This window comes from Citrobacter sp. CFNIH10 (genome assembly GCF_002934585.1).
Classification (GTDB): domain Bacteria; phylum Pseudomonadota; class Gammaproteobacteria; order Enterobacterales; family Enterobacteriaceae; genus Citrobacter_A; species Citrobacter_A amalonaticus.
In genome coordinates this window covers 4239488-4254672 of the sequence record NZ_CP026216.1, presented here as the reverse complement: position 1 = coordinate 4254672, position 15185 = coordinate 4239488, and the positions used below count along the sequence as shown (strand labels likewise).

The window sequence follows — 15185 nt, the reverse complement described above, 5'->3', positions numbered from 1 at the left end:
GCTCCGGCGGGTTTTTTATTTTCAGGAGACAGTTATGTCCTCACTTTATGAAAAATCTCAGGGCACAAAGATTCAGATTACCTCTGCCCCTGTAACGTCAGAGACTGTAGACGATGCAACCTTTCTTGACCTCCATTGCACGATCAAAGAAGTGCAATTTACTGGTGGGCAAAAGCAGGACATCGACGTTACGACTCTGTGCTCTACTGAGCAGGAGAATATCAATGGACTGGGTGCGCAGTCAGAAATTTCACTATCGGGTAATTTCTACTCTAACCCGGCGCAGGATGCTCTGCGTGAAGCATATGACAACGACACCACATACGGTTTCAAAATCATTTTCCCTTCTGGGATCGGCTTCCAGTTCCTGGCTGAAGTTCGCCAGCACACCTGGTCATCCGGTACAAACAGCGTTGTGGCTGCAACTTTCTCGCTGCGTCTGAAGGGAAAACCAACAAAAATTGATCCTGGCTCTTAAGGAGTAACCGATGAAATCTATCAAGGAACTTGCGCTGGCTAAAATGTCAGGATTTAGACATAAAACCATTCCTGTTCCAGAGTGGGGCGGGGTGAAAGTGGTCCTGCGTGAACCTTCTGGAGAAGGCTGGCTGCGTTGGCAGGAAATTACAAAATCCAGTACCGACGAAGAAGAAGTGACAGTATCGGAGAAAGCTCACCGTAACTTGTGTGCAGATGTGGCTCTGTTCATTGACGTGCTGTGTGATGCTGATAAGCAGCCTGTTTTCAGTCAGGAAGATGAAGAGCAGGTTCGTGAAATTTACGGCCCTGTTCATTCCCGCCTGCTGAAACAGGCACTTGATCTCATCACATCAGCGGAAGACGCAAAGGAAAAGTAGCCACCCCCGGTGTAAAGTTTCTGATGGCGCTCGCGCTCCGGATGGGGCGCACGCTCTCGGAACTCAGGCAGAGCATGACGGCCAGTGAGTTGCTTATGTGGATCGAGTTTGACAGACAGAGTCCTGTTGGTGATATTCGCGCTGATATACAGGCGGCGCAAATTGTGTCTGCAATTTATGGATCACAGGGGGGCAAGGTGCCGCTGGATGATGCAATTTTGCGCTGGGGGAGTGATGAACAGAATGAAGGAAAGGACCAGTTTGCAAACCTTGAGGCTGCATTAACCGCAGCAATCCAGTGACATTATAATCATTCCACATTAATATTTATTGCCTTCTAAATATGGAATAGGGATATGAATAAATTACTTCTGGTTTTTGCTATCGCTCTATTATCTGGATGTTCTACGCAGCCCGTTTCTACAGAACAAGCAAGAAGTGTTTCTGCTGACAGAATTTGGGATAAAAAAATCGTTAAAAATTCTGCTGATACCGGGACAGTTATCGTCAAAAGAGATTCCGGACTAATGGGTAGTGCGTGCCTTATCAGTATTTATATTGACGGCAATCCAATTGCAGATATTGATTCAAGGGAAAAAGTGACCTTCTACCCGAATCCTGGTCGGCATGTTTTAAGTGCAACGCCTCATGGCTGGTGTGCTGGTGGCATGGTTGAGGTCGGGGCTGAAGTTGTAAAAGATAAGGTATTAATATACCGGGTTGGATACGGGGCTAACGGCGATTTCAGATTCTCACCTACAGCTTTTTAAGTAAACTCTCGAATTAAAGACACCCGCCAAAAATGGCGGGTTTTTTATTGGGTGAAATATGGCGACTCTCCGCGAACTGATTATTAAAATTTCGGCTAACTCTCAGTCTTTCCAGACGGAGATCGCGCGTGCTTCACGCACCGGTCAAGATTACTATCGCACCATGCAGAATGGTGGTCGTCAGGCGGCAGCAGCATCAAGAGAAACACAGAAGGCGCTGGCGGAAGTAACCAGTCAGCTTAATTCAGCAAAAGCCTCTGCTATGGGTCTGGCAGGCGCTTTTGCAGGCGCATATGCCACTGGTCATCTGATTTCTCTGGCGGATAAATGGAGTTCAGTTAATGCCAGATTAAAGCAGGCATCGCAATCGACTGATGATTTTAAAGAATCACAGCGTGCACTGATGGATATCAGCCAGCGAACCGGCACCGCATTTTCAGATAACGCCAGCCTGTTTGCTCGTTCGGCGGCTTCTATGCGCGAATATGGTTACAGTTCAGAAGAGGTTCTGAAAGTAACCGAAGCTATTTCAACGGGACTTAAGCTGTCTGGTGCCAGCACATCTGAAGCCAGTTCAGTAATCACCCAGTTCAGCCAGGCGCTGGCGCAAGGCGTCCTTCGTGGAGAAGAGTTTAACTCTGTCAATGAAAATGGCGATCGTGTAATACGTGCCCTTGCCTCCGGGATGGGAGTAGCAAGGAAAGACCTTAAAGCGATGGCTGATCAGGGGCAATTAACCGCTGACAAGGTGGTGCCTGCTCTTATCAGCCAGCTTGGATCACTTCGCGAAGAATACAGTGCTATGCCGCAGACAGTGGCGGCAGCATCAACAAAAATTGAAAATGCCTTCATGGCATGGGTTGGCGGTGCGAATGAAGCGACCGGCGCGACAAGCGCACTGACCGGTGTTCTCAATACCATTTCAGATAATATTAACACCGTAGCTGCTGCCGCTGGTGCTCTGGCCGCTATTGGCGGGGCAAGGTATCTTGGTGGTATGTTCGGTGATCTCAGTGGGCAAACAGCACAACTGATCGATGCACGTAAAAATGAGATTGCGCTGGCTGCCGCCCGCGCCAGTTCAGCAACACAGTCTCAGCGAAAAGCCGCAGCAGATGCAATTGCAGCAGAACGATCTTACCAACTGGCCCAGACAGAGCTTGAACTTGCACGTAACACCAATGCAGAGGCAACAGCAACGCAGAACGCTATTGCGAAAAGACGGGCGATGATCACGGCAAATGCCGCGCTGGTTCAGTCTAACCGTGCTGTTACTGCATCACAGCAGGCTCTTAACTCTGCGACCTCTGTGATGGGACTTGTCAAAAGTGGAGCAACAGGGCTGCTTTCACTGGTTGGTGGTCTGCCTGGATTACTGATGCTTGGCGCTGGTGCCTGGTACACCATGTACCAGAATCAGGAACAGGCCCGACAATCTGCCCGCGAATACGCAAACCAGATTGACGAGATCAAAGAGAAGACATCGAAAATGTCTCTTCCTGAGTTGGACAGCAACCGTAGTCAGACTGTCGCAGCACTGGAAGAACAAAAAAGGTTGATTACAGAACAGGAAAAAAGAGTAGCCAGCCTGAACCGTCAGATTAATGAACTCAATGAGGCGAGAAATAAACCGGGAATAACTCAAGAAAACGATCTCAATATTCTTAAGTCAATATCAATACTGACTGATCAAATTTCAGTTGAGGAAGAAAAACTTGCTCAACTGAGAGAAAAATCTCGATCGGTATCGCAAGCTCTTGAGGAAAACGAAAGGCGGCGTAATGACCTGATTAAAGAGCGAGCCTGGCGTCAAAACGCCGAGTATCAGTCTTTGGTAAACATGAATGGTCAGCATACTGAGTTCAACAGGCTGCTGGGGCTTGGTAATGATCTTCTTCGTGCGAGACAGGGACTTGCCAACATTCCTCTCCGTATACCTCAGGCCGATCTGACCAGCAAGCAGACTGATGCACTGGCGAAGAGTCGCCGTGAACTGGAGCTGTCACGGTTACAGGGAGAGGCGAAAGAGCGGGCGCGACTCGGATACGCTGCTGACGATCTCGGGCTTACAAATGATCCTCAGTATCAGACAAACAGACAGGAGTTGATAAACAACGGCCTGGCGGAATGGAGAAATAATCAGGCTAATAAGCCGAAAGCTAAAGGCGGGAAAACAGAAGCTGAAAAAACGGCGGATACTTACGACAAGCTGATTAAACAGCAGAAAGAGCAAATCGCTCTGGCTGGGCAAAATACCGAACTGGCTAAACTGAAATATCAGGTAAGTCAGGGTGAGCTTGCTACTCTGACCGAAACGCAGAAACAAACGCTTTTGCAAAATGCAGCACTTATCGACCAGCAGAAGATTCGTGAACAACTGGCTGCATATGAAGCAAACCTCGCTGATGCCAACGCCAGTGCTCGAGCCTCTAATCAGGCAGAGCTGACAGGGTACGGACAAGGAAGCCGCATCCGCGAACGTATGCAGGAAATGCTGCGCATACGGGAGGAATTTCAGCAGAAGAACGTTGATCTACAGCGGCAATATCAATCTGGAGATATTTCCGAGGACCTCTACCGTCAGGAACTGGCGCTGAATAATCGCTATCTCGATGAACGTCTTCGCGATCAGGAAGCTTATTACACTGCCTCTGATGCCCAGCGCAGCAACTGGACCGCTGGCATGCGTGAAGGATTCGCTAACTGGGCTGATACTGCTTCGGATTACGCTTCGCAATCTGCTGATCTGGTTAATAACTCCATGTCTGGGCTCGTCGGTAATATTTCTGATGCTCTGGCCGGTAATAAAGTCGACTGGGAAGACTGGGCCAATTCGGTGCTTCAGTCTATGCAGAAAATCATTCTGAACGCGATGCTGGTGGACTCCCTGCGGTCGGCCAGTAACAGCGGTTTTTTCAGTTCTATTGGCGGAATGTTTGGTGCGTCTGGGGCAGGAGGAAGCACCCCCTCAGGCACTTATAACTCTGCTGCGTCTGGTATCAAGTTGAATGCCAAAGGAGGCGCCTATGCTTCTGAAAGTCTCAGTGCTTACAGCAACAGCATTGTGAGGACGCCAACTTATTTTGCTTTCGCAAAAGGCGCGGGCCTGATGGGAGAAGCTGGGCCAGAAGCGATTATGCCGCTGACGCGTTCTGCCGATGGCTCTCTTGGGGTCCGTATGGTTGGGGCACAGCCTGCATCTGGTGGGAATGGAGATATCAATATTACCCAACACTTTTCCATCTCCGGTAACGGAGACGCGGCACTGAAACAGGCTATGCAGGAAGCTGCCCGTCAGGGAGCGACTGACGGTGCGAAACAGGCACGTCAGGATATCTTGCAGGACTTTTCCAATCGGGGCCAGGCGAGGCGCTTACTCGGCGTATAAAACAGGAGTTAACTATGGCTGCACTTGAATGGCCGGATGATGTCTGTCCGGCGTCTTTGTCGTGGCGACCTGAAAGCAACACAAAAACTTTTCGTTCTCCCTTCAACGGGGCATCACAGACTGTCCGTTTCCCAGGTACCCGTTGGGTATGTTCTCTGACCTTTAACAATCTTTCAGATGAGAAATCGCGGCGTATTGATGCGCTAATTGCTGAACTCGATGGTGAGTATGGCAGGGTGAAAATCCACGACTGGGGGCGGGGAGGAAGAACTCCGGCAGGTGTACCGGTTGTGAATGGTGCCAGTCAGACAGGGACACAATTGCAGACACGCGGATGGACTCCTGGCGTAATGGTTTTGAAACAAGGCGACTACATCACTGTGAACGATGAACTGAAGATGATCACCGCCGACGTGACGAGCGCGGCGAACGGGACAGCCATGATTACGTTTGCGCCTATGCTTCGTAGTTCCCCGCCTGCTAATGCTGCGATTGAGGTGGCGAAACCTTACGGCATTTTCAAACTGAAGGATAACCAGCAGGGGGCGGGGAACAGGGTGCCGGGTGTGTTCACCAGTTACACGCTGGAGCTTGAGGAGGCGTTTTAATGTTGTATTCACCATTTTCTGACGCAATGGTTGACTGGCTTTCCCGCGACCGGGTGACAGCGGTGATCGCCGCAAGCATTCAGTTTGAGTCCGGTACTGTTTACGTGCATTCAGGTACCGGGACGATAGTGCTGGGTGGCTACGTCTATTACGGAATGGGACGCATGGGCTCGATTGATGATGCCACCGAGACGAACACGACCAGCCCGACGCAGGTGAAGATGACGCTTTCCGGGCTTGACCTGACACTGTTCGCCAAAACACTGAATGAACGTTGTGTTGGTCGCAATGCTGAAATCTACCTGGTTGCGATGAACGATAACGGCGTGGTGCAGGTTGCCGATCTTCTGTTTAAAGGGAAAGTATCGGGTACCGGGGCCACAGCCGGGGAAACCAACGCCCTGCAATACACTATCAGTAATATTTTTGAAGACTGGCAACGACCTTTCCCGGATCGCTATACCGACGAATCACAGCAAGCCTCTTATTCTGGCGACCGCATATTCCGCTATGTGGCGCAGATGGCTGAACGTTCCATTTTCTGGGGCAACAAAAAGGATGCGCCTGGGTTTACTTATAAGTGAGGAAGCATGAAGCACCATGACTGGCAAAACAGATTAAATGCAGTGATGAAGGCCGCCATTGAGCGGCCTTTTTCATGGGGCAAACATGACTGTTGCCTGTTTGCGGCTGACTGCGCACAGGCCATGTGTGGCGCTGATTATGCGGCAGACTGGCGTGGAACTTATGACAGTGAAACCGGCGCAAAGAAAGCGATTCTTACAGGTGGCGGGACGCTGGAAAAAGTGATCGGCAAATACCTTGACGAGATTCCGGTGAAACTGGCGCAGCGTGGTGACATCGCCATCGTCGAGAACGGCGGGGCGAAGTGCGCTGGCGTGGTGTATTCCGGTTCGGTCTGGGTGCCTGGTGAAAATGGTCTGGTGAGTTTACGGGTAAAACCGCTGAGCGTCTGGAGGGTTCGTTAATGCCTGCTGCTATTCCTATCATTGCGACCGTTGCAGCAGGTGCTGCTGCTTCATATCAGTATTACGGGATCGCAATGGCTATCACTGTTGCCGCCCAGGTTGCAACTCAGGCACTCACCAAAAAACCATCAATCGATTCATACCGTGACACATCAGAACGTAAACAGGTTCTTCGTGCAGCGGCCAGCGCCAAAACGGTTGTGTATGGACGTACCACTGCCGCCGGTACGTTGTTCTTTTCAGAAGAACAGCCAGGCCAGCAGGATGATGGTGAAATGTTGCACCTGGCCGTTGCTCTCGCAGGGCATTCATTATCCAGCATCGGAACGGTATGGCTCGGCGACGAACCCATCAGCAGTTATCCCGAGCATGCCTCATTCCAGTTGCATACGAACCGGCAGACCGCTGATCCGTTCATGCTGTCGAACTGCCCGTCATGGAAAAATGACATGATCGGCAAGGGGATCACATGGCTTCGTGTCTCCCTGAAATTCAGCGCAGAGAAATTCCCGTCCGGTATTCCCAATATCAAGGTAGAGAAGTTTGGGCGCGTCGTATACGACCCGAGAACAGGCCTGACCGGATACAGTAACAATGCTGCGCTGGTCATCCTGGACTATTACCGCAACTACCTGAAGGTTCCTGATTCAGACATCAACTGGGATCAGTTTCAGGAAGCCGCCAACATCTGCGATGAGGATGTGATCACCGGCGGCAATACCGTCGAAAGACGCTACACGATCAACGGTGAGTTTGACCTCAGCGAAAACAAGGTGAGCATTCTGGAGGGGATGCTTGCGGCCTGTGCAGGAGACGTGACCTATATTGCCGGTAAGCATGGTTTGCTGGTTGGTGCGTACTATGGCCCGGCAACGGAAGTGATCACTGAAAGCCAGCTGGCCGGTGATATCGAAATCATGCCGGAAGTTTCCCAGTCTGAGCGTGTAAACACTATCAAAGGAACATTCGTCGATCCACAACAGGGATTTACTGAAGCTGATTTCCCATCCGTATCGGTAAGCGAGTGGGTGGCGGAGGACGGCGTCGAAATCTCGCAGGATATGAAACTGCGATTTGTGACGAGTGAGTTTCAGGCCCAGCGCCTGGCTGATGTGAAGTTAAAGCGTACCCGTATTGCCAGAACGATGAACGTTACGCTGAATCTCAGCGGCTACCGATATCGCCCTGGGATGTACGTGAAAGTCAATTTCCCGTCTATCGGCATTGTGAACGTTGAGATGCGGGTGACGGACTGGAAATTCGGTGTACAGAACGGCGTGCAACTGACACTGAAACAGGAAACGGCTGATGTATGGGGTGATGCTGTCGGTAAGCCTATAGAGCGCCCTCCATTCACTCAGTTACCGTCCGGTGGTGTTGCCCAGCCGCAGAACATGAAGTACACCGTAGAAGAAATCGGCCAGGTGGTCCAGGGGATACTGTCCTGGGAAAATATCGGGCAGGTTGTCTATAACAAAGTCGTTATTCGTCGTAATGGCCAGATGGTGCTTTCTGCTCAGGTGCCGGGGGCTTTCACTCGTCTGACTGGGTTGCCAAGGAATACTTACACTGCGCATGTTTCAGCGGTGAATCAGATGGGGGCTGAATCGCCGGAAGCTTATCTTGAGTTCAGTGTTGAAGCGCCGCCGCCGCCCTCGCATGTTGATATTGAGCAGGGTTTCTTTGCGGTGACGATGATCCCCCGTCTTGCCGCTATCACCAACGTTTCCACCCAGTTCGACTTCTGGACATCAGGTGAGACGCAACTGTCGGGCACCTCAACTGAAATCGTTGAGGGCAACGCCAGCAGAGAGGGGATGGGCACCACGTGGACCAGCAATCAGTTGCAGGTCGGGCATACCTATTACTGGTATATCAGGACCATTAACGCATTCGGTGCTTCTGCATTTATCGAAGTCCCTGCTCTGTGCTCAATGGATACAGGAAGCCTGATCGACCTCATTGATGATTCTGTTCAGAATTCCGAAGCGTTCCAGAACGTTAAAGGCGGGGTTGATACAAACCTTGAAGGCATAATGGAAAATGCCCTCGCCAATCACGGCACGGTCCAGCGTCAGTTTGAGCAGTATGGTGAAGTGAAAGCCGAAGTCATGACGGTGACCACCACGGTTGCAAATCTTGATGGCGCATTCGCTGAACTCGCTGATTATGTTCAGGCGCAGATCGGGCCTGATGGTGAACTGATGGCGGCTGTAAATCAGAAATTAACAGCTGAAGTGAAAAGCGATGGCACTGCGAAAGCATCGTACACACTGGACCTTGGGATTGTCAGAAACGGTGTGAAATATAACACCGGGTTTGGCATGTCCATTGAGCCATCGGGCAGCACCTATAAATCCACCGTGGTTTTTGCTGCTGATCAGTTCGGCATTTATTCTGGTAGCGATCCGGGAAATTATACCGCCGCTTTCTTTGTCTATAACGGACAGGTATTTATCCGCGATGCGCTTATTCAGGATGCCAGTATCACCAATGCCAAAATTGCGAACTATATCCGCTCGAATAATTTCCTCGCCGGAACACGTGGCTGGAATATAGATAAGAGTGGCGACTGTGAATTCCATGGAAAACTGTATGCGACCAGTGGCCAGTTTGCATTTAACGGTGTGAATAATACGGTCGTTATTAACGGCAATGGAATTACTGTCAATCTGTCTGGCGGTGGACGAGTCGTTGTCGGTAAATGGTAGGTGAATTATGCCAGAAGGTATTCTGATTGATTATAACGATGGTCGCCCGGTGATGGCGATTACTGCGGGGCTTCGTGCCCCGTCATATTGTGGCGCAACATCCGGGCAATATGGAGATGGGGGAGGTTCCAGTTACAGTGTCCCTGTTACCATGACTGCTGGTTCAGAGCTTGTCACCATTGCACGAAGGCCAGTTGTAATTCAGGATTTTACAAATCCTCCAAATATTTATTTTATGTCTTCCGTAACAAGGAATGGAAATTCATCGGTAAATATTAACTTTGGTAAAAAAGGGTTCAGGAATGGCGAGAAGGTCGATTTTGACGCAACATTTCTCGAAATACTCCCTGCCGCTACATATAACGAAGGGATTCTGGTCGCCAGTTCAACGGATTTTACCGCTATTTCGAATCGCTCACTATTGATGACCTGTGCTTATACAGGCCGAATTACTGTAAACGGGAGTACGGTGCTACCCGTCTCAGGTATTCCATTTGGCAAATGGGATAATCCAAATGTTTCTGTTGCATTTGACGGGACCAATATCATTGTACGGAGTATCTCTTATAGCGGAACGGATGATGTCACCGCATCCGTCACAATTGACCTTGCAATATTTAATCAGACTGCGCCGGTCGGTGGTGATGGCATCACTATGACAAATCCAGCAGGTCAGGTGACGTTTTCAACACAAAAGCGACCAATGGTCTATGACCGGACCATTCAGATAACTGACTCCTTCCAGAGTATTGGTGGTGGGTACTGCCATCTTACCAATACCGGGACACAAACCAGAATGGTTAACGGGGTCGCCAATGTGCGTACTAAAGGGATCGTCATGTCTGGTGGAAGCATACGTTCAGCATATAACCGTGTTTTCGGTAACTACAACGTTAGCGGCTGGGATGCCACATTTAACCAGAATATCAGCATGCCGCTTCTTATCATTCCTAACATGTATTGAGGAAACCCCATGTCCGCAGGAACGTTAACCCTGACCAATAAATCAGAGACTGTAACGGGTAATGGAACAGCATTTATCACCGAACTGGCTTCAGGCGCTTTTATAGTCGCGACGGTCGGCGGGATTTCTTACACGCTACCTGTGAAAAGTGTCAACAATTCAACATCAGTTACGCTTGTCAACAAATACACTGGCCCGACACAGTCCGGGGTGGCATGGAATGCAGTATCACGTGACACGCAGAACCAGGTTACAGCGGCGCTGGTGGTACAAAGCACCGAGGCGTTGCGTGGACTGAACTACGACAAGCAAAACTGGCAGCAGTTTTTTACGGCAGAAGGTGATGTAACCATTACTCTTCCGGATAATAGCCAGATAACCGGACCCTCTGCAAAAAAATTGATCAGCAGTGTTATCACGATTGATGAAGTGCGATCTTTAATTGATGCTATATGTCCGGTGGGTATGATGATTAACTGGCCTTCTGTAGTTCTACCTGATAACACATCTCTTGGCGTTAAATACCTGCGTCTTAATGGGGCATCATTCAGTAAAACGCTTTATCCGAAGCTCGGGGCGATTTACACCTCCGGTGTTTTACCCGATGTGCGGGGCGATGTAGTACGTGGGTATGATGATGGCAGGGGTATTGATCAGGGACGAGCGATCCTTTCAGAGCAGGCTGATGCAATCCAGAATATAACAGCAACGCTGAATGTACGCGGAATGCCTGGACTGTCAACCGGCTTACTTTTTTCAGCATCCGGAGCTTTCAGTTTGTCATCGGGTACAGGGGCTTCGGTTATTGGTGCGACGGGAGCCACATCATCAACAGCAATGGATGTGCTTTCATTCTCCGCAGAAAACGTTGCGAGAACAGCGACAGAAACCCGCATGCGTAACATGGCATGGAATATGATTGTGAGGGCAACGTAATGATTCAGTTCGATAATGCAGGGCTGGCTACAGCAGATGGACAACTAAAAGTATATGTCACCGACGATCGCGGCTTTCTGGTTGGTGAGGCGGTGGCGCAGATCAGCGAGGGAACGTCACTACCTGCGCACTCATATACAGATTTGCCGCCAACGGCCGGCGACAGTGAAGTGGTTATGCGCAGTTCTGACGGTCACCATTGGCTTGTTCTGCCAGACTACCGGGGACAAACTGCGTATGCGAAAGACGGCAGCGGAACAATGGAAATCAAAGAAGCAGGTGAAGTTCCGGATGCATATACCCTGGTAAAACCGCAAACAGAATTTGATTTATGGGATGGGGTTATGTGGGTAACTGATGAAGTGGCAGCACATACAGCCGCTGTAGCGAAAGCTGAAGCCTGCCGTCAGCAGCTGATAGACAACGCCATGCAATCTATTGGCACTATTCAGTTGAAGATACAGATGGGAAGAGCGTTAAGCGATAAGGAAAAATGGAAGTTGAATGCGGTTCTGGACTACACAGACGAGGTATTAGCTATTGAAACAGACTCGCCTGACAACATCCAATGGCCAGAACTTCATTTATGATGAAATAGCCGCAACCACACCGTATGCAAGAGTGGGTTGCGGCTGACTGACGAACGTCCGATAGTGCGAGTATTGAATGATTGTCAGCCGCCGCGGATTCTACATATGCAATATGACAAATCAATGCGTTTAATCTGAAACCAGCCACATATCAGATTCTTCAAACATTTCCTCAAGCATGCGGTTCAGCCGTTCTTTCTCAGTTTTGGTGCAGTCGCTGTTTAAGGCGTTAGCCTGCATTGGCTTTACCCTCACCTCAGCATCGGGAAAAATCCGGTGCACCCGCTTCGTCAATTCGGTCAGAATGATGTTACTTGCACCTGGCAACCCGGCAACGTTTCTCTTGTCATAAACCAGCTCAACAAACATTTTTACCTTCCCCCTTTACTGGTTGGATATACAGTTATTATTGACTGGTTATCCATACAGCGTCAAGCGAGCTACAAGCCAGTTTTGAATGATTTTTTGGGGCAAGTGTGGGGCAAAAAATACCCCTTTGGGGCATATTGGGACATGGTTGGGACGTTATAGCGCATATGAACTTTGCCGAATTTCATATGATGTTAATTTTTAATGCATTGAATATGCTAAAGAAAACACATGCTCTTGGGCGTTCTTTAGTGATTTTTAAAATGCCTGCGTCACGCAGTTAAAGTGGCGGGCGTACTCTTCAAGACCGGTGATGCCAAGACGCACCCATTTTGGGTGCGACCATTGCGGCAGACCAATGTAGATCATAAGGCGTTGACGATCTCTTCTGTGCTGCGCACCCGCGCAATACGAGGGAAGATGTGCGTCAGGCTGTTCTGATGCTGGTCGGCGCTGGCGGCGCTACAGGCGTCTTCGGCAATCACCAGGCTAAAACCCAGCTCCCAGGCGTTACGTGCGGTGGACTCGACGCCGATATTGGTCGAAATCCCGCACAGTACGATGGTGTCGATACCGCGGCGGCGTAACTGAAGCTCAAGATCCGTGCCATAGAATGCGCCCCACTGGCGCTTGGTCACTTCCAGATCGCTGTCGTCTTTGCCCAGCGCAGGCGGATAGGTCCACCAGTTTTCCGGCAGCGCTTGGGCCGGTGCCTGTGCATCTACGGGTTGTTTGAGCGCTTCGGCGTAATCATCAGACCAGCCCACGCGGACCATTACCACCGGGGAGCCGTTAGCACGAAACGTCTGTGCCAGCCGGGCAGCGCGCGCCACCACGTCATTGGCAGAATGAGGGCCGCCGGCGAAGGGCAGGATCCCTTCCTGCAGGTCGATAATGACCAGGGCGGTCGTTTTTGCGTTCAGTTGTAACATGATAACTCCCGTCAAGAATCGAAATTCCATTACACCTTAATCGCGATTGGGTGTGTAACGAGCGACAATTTTTGTTATTTTTTGTGAGAATACGCAATGCCCGTCCAGGAAACAGGCGTACAGTCAGTACCGGGCTTATCGTGCGGCGGAATTTCCAGTATAATAGCCGCCTTTTTTCATTCAGTTGTGACATACAGTTAAAGCTGCGACATCGTGGCCTGCAAGACAGGCGACAATCCGCCTGCGGCTAATTAAGGGATATCTCATGCGTACAGAATATTGCGGACAGTTGCGTCTGTCCCACGTGGGGCAGCAGGTGACTCTGTGTGGTTGGGTCAACCGTCGTCGTGATCTTGGTAGTCTGATCTTCATCGACATGCGCGATCGCGAAGGTATCGTGCAGGTGTTTTTCGATCCGGATCGTGCGGACGCGTTAAAGCTGGCCTCTGAACTGCGTAATGAGTTCTGCATCCAGGTGACGGGCACCGTGCGTGCGCGTGACGAGAAAAACGTTAACAGCGAAATGGCGACTGGCGAAATCGAAGTGCTGGCCTCTTCGCTGACGATCATCAACCGTGCAGAATCACTGCCGCTTGACTCTAACCACGTGAACACCGAAGAAGCGCGTCTGAAATACCGTTATCTGGATCTGCGTCGCCCGGAAATGGCGCAACGCCTGAAAACCCGCGCAAAGATCACAAGCCTGGTACGTCGCTTTATGGACGACCACGGTTTCCTCGATATCGAAACCCCGATGCTGACCAAAGCCACGCCGGAAGGCGCGCGTGACTATCTGGTTCCTTCGCGTGTACACAAAGGCAAATTTTACGCCCTGCCGCAGTCACCACAGCTGTTTAAACAACTGCTGATGATGTCCGGCTTTGACCGTTACTACCAGATCGTCAAATGCTTCCGCGACGAAGACCTGCGTGCTGACCGTCAGCCTGAATTTACCCAGATCGATGTGGAAACCTCCTTCATGACCGCCGAACAGGTACGTGAAGTGATGGAAGCGCTGGTGCGTAACCTGTGGAATGAGGTGAAAGGTGTGGAACTGGGTGACTTCCCGGTCATGACTTTTGCTGAAGCCGAGCGTCGTTACGGTTCTGACAAACCGGACCTGCGTAACCCGATGGAACTGGTGGACGTTGCCGACCTGCTGAAGGCCGTTGAGTTTGCCGTGTTCTCTGGCCCAGCGAACGATCCGAAAGGTCGCGTTGCTGCGCTGCGTGTACCAGGCGGAGCGAGCTTAAGTCGTAAGCAGATCGACGACTACGGTAACTTCATTAAGATCTACGGCGCGAAAGGTCTGGCTTATATCAAAGTCACCGAGCGAGCGAAAGGTCTGGAAGGTATCAACAGCCCGGTGGCGAAATTCCTCAATGCGGAAATCGTGGAAGCCATCCTTGAGCGCACTGGCGCGCAGGACGGCGATATGATTTTCTTCGGTGCGGACAACAAGAAAGTGGTGGCTGACGCGCTGGGCGCGCTGCGTCTGAAACTGGGTAAAGACCTGGGTCTGACTGACGAAACGAAATGGGCGCCGCTGTGGGTCATCGACTTCCCGATGTTTGAAGACGACGGCGAAGGCGGCCTGACCGCGATGCACCACCCGTTCACCTCACCGAAAGACATGACGGCTGCAGAACTGAAAGCGGCGCCGGAAGACGCGGTGGCGAATGCCTACGATATGGTGATCAACGGCTACGAAGTCGGTGGTGGTTCCGTGCGTATTCACAGCGGTGAAATGCAGCAGACCGTGTTTGGCATTCTGGGCATCAATGAACAGGAACAGCGTGAGAAGTTTGGCTTCCTGCTCGACGCACTGAAATACGGTACGCCGCCGCACGCGGGTCTGGCATTCGGTCTTGACCGTTTGACCATGCTGCTGACCGGCACCGATAATATTCGTGACGTAATCGCCTTCCCGAAAACCACCGCTGCGGCGTGTCTGATGACCGAAGCGCCGAGCATCGCGAACCCGGCAGCACTGGCTGAACTGGGTATCGACGTGGTGAAGAAGGAAGAGAAAAACTGATATGGCTGATATGCACGAAATCATTCGCGCTAC

At 50.8% G+C, this 15185-nt stretch carries 13 protein-coding genes and 3 pseudogenes; 13 read left to right on the top strand and 3 right to left on the bottom strand.

The features are described from left to right. Positions 1–34: 34 nt before the first annotated feature. From C2U53_RS24495 to C2U53_RS24440, 12 genes and pseudogenes are all read left to right on the top strand, one after another. Positions 35–454, top strand: a pseudogene (locus tag C2U53_RS24495) (phage tail protein); the annotation flags it as partial. Positions 455–488: 34 nt separating this feature from the next. Next, entirely contained in the window at positions 489–857 is a 369-nt protein-coding gene (locus C2U53_RS24490; RefSeq protein WP_104446594.1) for a phage tail assembly chaperone, read from the top strand. A 23-nt stretch (positions 858–880) separates the two neighbouring features. Beyond that, positions 881–1159, top strand: a complete 279-nt coding sequence (locus C2U53_RS24485) for a DUF4035 domain-containing protein (RefSeq protein ID WP_104446593.1) — start codon at positions 881–883, stop codon at positions 1157–1159. Positions 1160–1213: 54 nt separating this feature from the next. Continuing rightward, the gene (locus C2U53_RS24480) at positions 1214–1627 is read left to right on the top strand and encodes a hypothetical protein (RefSeq protein ID WP_104446592.1); all 414 of its coding nucleotides are present in this window, start codon (positions 1214–1216) and stop codon (positions 1625–1627) included. A gap of 58 nt (positions 1628–1685) precedes the next feature. Further along, positions 1686–5015 (top strand): phage tail tape measure protein, encoded by a 3330-nt coding sequence (locus C2U53_RS24475; protein WP_104446591.1) that lies wholly within the window; start codon positions 1686–1688, stop codon positions 5013–5015. Positions 5016–5029: 14 nt separating this feature from the next. Then, entirely contained in the window at positions 5030–5623 is a 594-nt protein-coding gene (locus C2U53_RS24470; protein ID WP_104446590.1) for a hypothetical protein, read from the top strand. After that, positions 5623–6207, top strand: a complete 585-nt coding sequence (locus C2U53_RS24465; protein ID WP_104446589.1) for a hypothetical protein — start codon at positions 5623–5625, stop codon at positions 6205–6207. The genes C2U53_RS24470 and C2U53_RS24465 overlap by 1 nt, the downstream gene beginning before the upstream one ends. Positions 6208–6213: 6 nt before the next feature. Continuing rightward, on the top strand, positions 6214–6612 hold the full coding sequence (locus C2U53_RS24460; protein ID WP_104446588.1) for a hypothetical protein: 399 nt from the start codon (positions 6214–6216) through the stop codon (positions 6610–6612). Further along, positions 6612–9323, top strand: a complete 2712-nt coding sequence (locus tag C2U53_RS24455) for a DUF1983 domain-containing protein (RefSeq protein ID WP_104446587.1) — start codon at positions 6612–6614, stop codon at positions 9321–9323. The genes C2U53_RS24460 and C2U53_RS24455 overlap by 1 nt, the downstream gene beginning before the upstream one ends. A gap of 7 nt (positions 9324–9330) precedes the next feature. Further along, entirely contained in the window at positions 9331–10287 is a 957-nt protein-coding gene (locus C2U53_RS24450) for a DUF6453 family protein (RefSeq protein WP_104446586.1), read from the top strand. A gap of 9 nt (positions 10288–10296) precedes the next feature. Next, positions 10297–10677 (top strand): annotated as a pseudogene (locus C2U53_RS30465) (hypothetical protein); the annotation flags it as partial. A 545-nt stretch (positions 10678–11222) separates the two neighbouring features. After that, positions 11223–11813 (top strand): tail fiber assembly protein, encoded by a 591-nt coding sequence (locus C2U53_RS24440; RefSeq protein ID WP_172740582.1) that lies wholly within the window; start codon positions 11223–11225, stop codon positions 11811–11813. A gap of 129 nt (positions 11814–11942) precedes the next feature. On the opposite strand, the gene C2U53_RS24435 is transcribed toward C2U53_RS24440, so the two are convergent. From C2U53_RS24435 to C2U53_RS24430, 3 genes and pseudogenes are all read right to left on the bottom strand, one after another. Continuing rightward, entirely contained in the window at positions 11943–12182 is a 240-nt protein-coding gene (locus C2U53_RS24435; RefSeq protein ID WP_104446585.1) for a DinI family protein, read from the bottom strand. A gap of 273 nt (positions 12183–12455) precedes the next feature. After that, positions 12456–12551 (bottom strand): annotated as a pseudogene (locus C2U53_RS30455) (hypothetical protein); the annotation flags it as partial. Next, the gene (locus C2U53_RS24430) at positions 12548–13114 is read right to left on the bottom strand and encodes a hydrolase (RefSeq protein ID WP_058588175.1); all 567 of its coding nucleotides are present in this window, start codon (positions 13112–13114) and stop codon (positions 12548–12550) included. The pseudogene C2U53_RS30455 and the gene C2U53_RS24430, both read right to left, overlap by 4 nt. A 265-nt stretch (positions 13115–13379) precedes the next feature. Between C2U53_RS24430 and aspS the strand changes: the two genes are divergently transcribed. Further along, positions 13380–15152 carry an aspartate--tRNA ligase gene (gene aspS, locus C2U53_RS24420; RefSeq protein WP_044328622.1) on the top strand — a complete coding sequence of 591 codons (1773 nt, stop codon included), beginning with the start codon at positions 13380–13382 and terminating at the stop codon, positions 15150–15152. The last annotated feature ends 33 nt before the right edge of the window (positions 15153–15185 follow it).